The 6,476-nt window shown below is 58.3% G+C and carries 5 protein-coding genes; all 5 read left to right on the forward strand.

The genetic code is table 11. The features are described from left to right. The first annotated feature begins 42 nt into the window (after positions 1-42). The 5 genes from K0A93_09585 (at position 43) to K0A93_09605 (ending at position 6,206) form a co-directional block, all read left to right on the forward strand. Positions 43-291: a hypothetical protein gene (locus K0A93_09585; GenBank protein ID MBW6512343.1), complete on the forward strand. Its 249-nt coding sequence runs from the start codon at positions 43-45 to the stop codon at positions 289-291. Further along, complete coding sequence (locus tag K0A93_09590; GenBank protein MBW6512344.1) at positions 284-1,588, forward strand: pyridoxal phosphate-dependent aminotransferase; 1,305 nt, start codon at positions 284-286, stop codon at positions 1,586-1,588. The genes K0A93_09585 and K0A93_09590 overlap by 8 nt, the downstream gene beginning before the upstream one ends. A gap of 57 nt (positions 1,589-1,645) precedes the next feature. After that, positions 1,646-3,040, forward strand: coding sequence for a gamma-glutamylcysteine synthetase (locus tag K0A93_09595; protein MBW6512345.1), 1,395 nt, complete (start codon positions 1,646-1,648; stop codon positions 3,038-3,040). A 95-nt stretch (positions 3,041-3,135) separates the two neighbouring features. Then, entirely contained in the window at positions 3,136-5,136 is a 2,001-nt protein-coding gene (tkt, locus tag K0A93_09600) for a transketolase (GenBank protein ID MBW6512346.1), read from the forward strand. Beyond that, positions 5,133-6,206: a caspase family protein gene (locus K0A93_09605; GenBank protein ID MBW6512347.1), complete on the forward strand. Its 1,074-nt coding sequence runs from the start codon at positions 5,133-5,135 to the stop codon at positions 6,204-6,206. The genes tkt and K0A93_09605 overlap by 4 nt, the downstream gene beginning before the upstream one ends. Positions 6,207-6,476 lie beyond the last annotated feature (270 nt).

A 6,476-nucleotide genomic window follows, 5' to 3' on the forward strand; every position in this document is an offset into this window, starting at 1 on the left:
TTTTCGTTACTCGGTCGAAATGATTGACAACTGTTTTCCGCTATGCTAACAGAGTGTTACCTTGACGGAGCAGGTTATCATGCGCAAGCTGGAACAGAAATTGAAGCAGGCAACAAGGGTAGCGCGAGCGTTTCGCGCGGCGGCCGCATCGGTCCGACCGCTACGTTTGCCCGTTGCCTGAACGTCCGCCTGCGTACGTTGAAAATAACTAAGGCCATGGGTTATCCCATGGCCTTTTTGATTCGGGCCGGGGCGTATCCGGCTGATCACCAGGGGAAAGATCATGCGTAACAATATCGTTCATATCGGTGCCGGCGAACTTACTTACGAAATCCGTGCGATTGTCGATATCGCAGACAAATTAAAAAAACTCGGCATCAAAACCAATATGGAAAATATCGGCGATCCGATCGCCAAGGGAGAAAAGATTCCCGCGTGGATGAAAAAGATCGTCGCCGATCTGGCCATGAAAGATTGCAGCTACGGTTACTGTGCCACCAAGGGGGTGCTGGAGACCCGCGAGTTTCTTGCCGAGATGACCAATCGCCGTGGCAAGGCCCATATTACCGCGGAAGATATCATCTTTTTCAACGGACTCGGTGATGCGATCCAGAAGGTCTACGGTTTCTTGCGCCGCGAGGCCCGTGTCATCGGTCCCTCGCCGACCTATTCGACCCATTCGTCTGCCGAGGCTGCCCACGCCGGACAGCGCCCGGTGTCGTACCGTCTCGACCCGGACAATAACTGGTATCCAGACATGGATGACCTGCGCCTGTCGATTAAATACAATCCGGCGATCGTGGCGATTCTGATCATCAACCCGGACAACCCGACCGGAGCGGTTTACCCCGAACGGATTCTCAAGGAAGTGGTTGCCATTGCCAAGGAGTTCGATCTGTTCATTATCGCCGATGAGATTTACCACAACATCGTTTATAACGGGCAGTCGACCAAACCAATTTCCGATCTGATCGGGGATGTGCCGGCGATCGCGATGAAGGGGATCAGCAAGGAAGTACCGTGGCCTGGTTCGCGTTGCGGCTGGATTGAAGTTTACAATGCGGATAAAGATCCGATGTTTGATCTGTACGTGAAGAGCATTCTCAACTCGAAGATGGTCGAGGTGTGTTCGACAACCCTGCCGCAGAAGGCCATTCCGCAACTGCTCAGTCATCCCGAGTATTCCCACTATCTGCGCGAACGGGTGACACGTTACGAGCGTTTTTCAAATATCGCCTATGAGCGTCTCAAAAACGTCCCTGGGATCAAGGTGAATCGCACCAACGGGGCATTCTATATGAGTGTGGTTTTTAAAGAGGGGGGACTTAACGACCGGCAGACGTTACCGATTGTCAGCGAAGAAGTGCGTGAACTGGTGGAAGGGCTGTTGTGTCAGCCGGGGATTTCGCACGACAAACGTTTTGTCTATTCGTTGCTCGCTTCAACGGGGATCTGTACCGTGCCGCTTTCTTCCTTCTGTACGGCGGAGCAAGGGTTCCGCGTCACCCTGCTGGAACGGGATGAAGCCGAGTTCACCCGTGTTTTTGATACCCTCGCGGAAAATATCACGGTTTATCTCAACTCCTGAGAACAAACGGCTGGCCCCTGGTCAGCCGTTTCTGCTTAACCTGGAGTCCAGCCACGTATGACGACTATCATCAAGAGCGACCTTGCACAACCGATCACGGCGACCGATCAGCTGTGCGCCTATCTGGCCGCCGGAGCGCGTCCCGCTGATCAGTTGATGATCGGCGCCGAAGTTGAAAAACTGGTGGTCGATGCGCAAACCGGCGAGGCTGCAAGTTATGACCGGATTGAGGCACTCCTGAAGCGGCTGGCGCTGGACAGTCACTGGCACCAAGTTCATGAGCAGGGGCAGCTGATCGCGCTGACCGGCAATGGTTCGTCGATTACGCTCGAACCGGGAGGGCAACTGGAACTGTCCGGGCGCATCTGTCCCGATGTTCATTGCAGTCGCGGCGAGGTCATCTGCCATGCCTGCCGCCTGGTTGAGCTTGGCAGGGAATTGGGCCTGCTCTTCCTCGGCCTCGGGGTGCAACCGTTCAGCACTCTGGAGCAAATTTCGTGGGTACCGAAAGCGCGTTACTCAATCATGGGCCCGTACATGACCCGCACCGGCGACATGGGGCAGCGGATGATGAAGCAAACCAGCGGCTTGCAGGTCAATCTCGATTTTACCGATGAAGCCGACTGTTTTGCCAAACTGCGCCTGTCTCTGGCGCTGGCACCGGTGCTTTATGCGCTTTTTGCCAATTCGCCGCTGCTCGACGGCAAACCGAGCGGCTTTCTCTCCACGCGGGGGGAAATCTGGTCGCGCACCGATCCCGATCGCACCGGACTGTTGCTGCCGTTGTGGAATGAGGTGGCCGGTTTTGCCGCCTATGTCGAATTGGCCCTTGATGTCCCGATGTATTTTATTTATCGCGCCGGGCGCTATCTTGACCTGACCCGTGAGCGTTTCACTTTTCGTCGTTACCTGCGGGAAGGATTTAGCGGCCAGCGCGCCACGCTGGGGGACTGGGACATGCATCTCTCGACCCTGTTCCCCGAAGCGCGATTGCGCCCGCAGATCGAAATTCGTTCTCCCGACAGCCTGCCGCTGGAATATTGCATGGCCCCCTGCGCCTTTCTCAAGGGGCTGCTTTATGATGCGGAAGCTCGCGACGCAGCGAAACGAATCCTTGCCGTTGTTGCACGTGACGACTATCCTGCCGTAACGCGTCAAGCCTGGCGCGACGGCTTGCGTACTCCGTTCGGCAGCCGCACATTGCGGGAAGTGTCGCTCGATTTACTCGATCTGGCGCGTGACGGTTTGCGTCGCCAACACGCCGCGCCGCGTTGCGGCAAAGCTCATCAGCATGACGAGTGGCATTACCTTGAAGCTTTTTATCAATTGGCACAGTCCGGCGCAACCCTCGCCGAACGGTTGCTGTTTCGCTGGGGCGGGGATCGCGCGCACCAGTTGGCGGTGTTGGTCGATCACTGCGGTTATTGTCGCGATATGCCGGAGTGTCAGTAAAAAGTTCGGGTATAATCTTCTCCATGTGCTGCTTGCAATCGCTGTTCAACCCTGCTTCAATATTGATCTAACCCTAGTTGCGAAGGAGTTTGTTTATGTCGATGCCCCCCCTTGATCCGGCTGCCGCGCGGCGGACGGTTGATACCTTGCGCCTGTTGTCGATTGACGCCGTGGAAAAAGCCCGGTCCGGTCACCCTGGCACGCCGCTGGAAGCAGCGCCGATTGTTTATCTGCTCTATCGTCATCACCTGCGGCACAATCCCGCCAATCCTGATTGGGCGGGGCGTGATCGCTTTATTCTTTCGTGCGGCCATGCCTCGGCACTCCTCTACAGCACCTTGCATCTGGCCGGGTATGACCTGTCGCTTGACGATCTCAAGGCGTTTCGTCAATTCGGCTCAAAGACCGCCGGGCACCCCGAATTTCTCCATACGCCAGGGGTGGAAACAACGACCGGACCGCTCGGGCAGGGGTTGGCGGTGGCCACCGGGATGGCGATGGGGGGGCGCTTTCTGGCTGAATCGATCGATGCCGAACTGTTTGATTATCGTATTTACACCGTTTGTTCTGACGGCGATCTGATGGAGGGGGTGACCGCGGAGGCCGGTTCCCTTGCCGGTCATCTGCGGCTGGGGAATCTGATTGCCGTCTACCTCGATAACCGCATCACCATAGAGGGGGCAACCGATCTGGCGTTTAGCGAGGAAGTGGCCACCCGTTATCTGGCCTATGGCTGGCATGTAGAGCGTGTCGAGGGGGAAAACCTGTTGGAAATCGACGCCGCGCTGACGCGTGCCAGAACGGATCCACGCCCGTCACTGATTATTGCGCGCACCCATATCGGGCAAGGCTCGCCGCATAAGCAGGATACCGCCGCAGCTCACGGCGCGCCGCTCGGCGCGGACGAAGTGGCGCTGGTTAAAAAGGCCTTTGGCCGTGATCCGAAGGCAAGCTTCGCGGTACCGGACGATGTTTACGCACACTGTGCCGCGATCACGGTCAACGGCGCGGCGCTGGAGTCTGACTGGAATCAGCTGGCTGCGCAGAAAGGGCTCGACCTTGCCAGCCGTTTGAATCCGCCGGTCACCGGGCTCACCTATCCGCAATTTTCTTCTGATGCCGGAGCGTTGGCCACCCGTCAGGCGAGTGGCACGACCCTTAATCAGCTCGCCGGGCAGTTGCCGCTGTTGCTCGGGGGTTCTGCCGATCTCGGTCCGTCGAACAACACCGCCCTCAAGGGACTGGCGGATTTTAGTCCGGAACAGGCGGGGCGCAATATCCACTTCGGCATTCGCGAGCACGCGATGGGGGCAATCCTCAACGGACTGGCGCATACGCCAGGCGTGATCCCCTACGGTGGCACCTTCCTGGTTTTCGCCGATTATATGAAACCGGCAATCCGTCTCGCGGCACTGATGGGACTGGCACCGATTTATGTGTTTACACATGATTCGATCGGTCTGGGCGAGGACGGCCCGACCCATCAGCCGATCGAACAGCTGGCGCTGTTGCGCTCCATTCCGCAGCTGCATGTCATTCGTCCCGCCGATGCCAACGAAACCGCTGTTGCCTGGCGGGCGGCGATCGAACGGCGCGACGGCCCGACAGCGCTGATCCTCAGTCGCCAGGGGTTGCCGACGCTGGAACGGAACGCCGCCAACAGTGCGGAACAACTCCTCAACGGTGGCTATGTCCTTGCTCCGGAGAGCGGCGCGCTGCAGGTCATTCTCCTTGCAACCGGTTCCGAAGTGCACCCGACCCTGGCGGCGCGCGATCTGCTTGAAGCTGAAGGGATCGCGACGCGCGTTGTGGCGGTGCCATGCTGGGAGCTGTTTGCGGCGCAGCCGGCGAGCTATCGCGATAGCGTGTTGCCTCCAGCATGTCGTCTGCGGGTGGCAGTCGAGGCAGCGTCACCGTTTGGCTGGGAGCGTTTTGTCGGCCTGGACGGCACCATCATCGCGATGAACAGTTTCGGTGCCAGCGCGCCGGCAGAAAAACTGATGACCCACTTCGGATTTACGCCGGAACGAATCGCCGCCGCCGCTCGTCAACTACTTGCCACCAGCGCGGCGGCGGACGCTCGGAGTGAGCGATGAAAAAGCTGCTGCACGTGGCGCTCAGCGGAGTGTTTATGCTTGTGGCGTTCGGCTGTGCAGGGGTGCAGATGAATGAAGAGGTCGCGACACTGCTCAAGGATGTCGCCAGAAACGATGATGAACCGCTGGTGCGGGCTTTTGCCTCACTCGCCTATCTGGGGGGGAAGGTCGCTGCGGCGCAGCCGGCGACGGAAACGGCGCAAGCGCAGGTTGATGCTGCTCCGGCGAGCGCTGCTCTCGCGGTTGCCCGAAAATGGGACTTCCCTGCCGCGGTCCAACAACGACCGGACGCGGTCGCGGTTGTGATCGGCAATCGCGATTACCAGTCGCGGGGCAAAGGGGTGCCCAATGTTGATTTTGCCCACAATGACGCCAACGCAATACGTTCCTATGTTGTGGACAGTCTCGGCTATCGCGCAGGGAACATTCTTGACCTGCGCGACGCCTCGCAGGCTGAGATGATCGCGGTCTTCGGCTCAGCCACCAATCCACGGGGCAAGCTCTACAACTGGGTGCGCCCCGGTGAGTCCGAAGTCTTTGTCTATTATTCGGGACATGGCGCCCCCGGACTCAACGACGGCAAGGGTTATCTGTTGCCGGTCGATGCCGATCCGGCGGCGGTGGAGTTGAATGGTTATCCGCTGGAGGCCCTCTATCAAAATCTGGCCAGGCTGCCGGTGGAAAATGTCACGTTGATTCTCGATGCCTGCTTTTCCGGTGATTCCGGTGCCGGTCCGTTGGTCAAAAGTGCCTCGTCGATTTCACTGCGGGTCGTTGAGCCACGGCAGGTGTTGCCTGCGGGGACAGTGCTGAGTGCCGCTGGCCCGGCTGAAGTGGCGTCGTGGGATGCGACCACCGGTCACGGACTTTTCACCCGCCATTTTCTTGAAGGAGTTACCGGTGCGGCAGACACACAGCGTTTTGGAAATCGTGACGGGCAGGTGACTCTGGGGGAACTAAAAGCTTACCTGACAACCGAAGTGGGTTATCAGGCCCGACGTCAATTTGGACGCGAACAACATCCGGTGATCCGTGGCACGGACGATCAGGTTTTGACCGTTTTGCACTGACAATGGTGCCGCTGACTTGCCTGCGACTATCTTTTCGTGGCGGCGTCCGAACGCTTTGGCAGTAAACGTTACCGCTCGGGTGCGCGGGGCGCGTACAACAATGTGCAAGGAGCCTTTCCGAGAATAAGGGCCGCAGCGAAAATCCAGAAGTTTGAGGGCAGATTTTAGCTCATTTGCAGCCTCATAGCCGTAGCTATGGGGCAAAAAGGAGCTGAAATATGAGCCAAACAGCTGGGTTTGCAGCCGGTCATTCATTCTCGGACAGGCTCC

This window comes from Desulfuromonadaceae bacterium (genome assembly GCA_019429445.1).
Lineage (GTDB): Bacteria > Desulfobacterota > Desulfuromonadia > Desulfuromonadales > JAHYIW01 > JAHYIW01.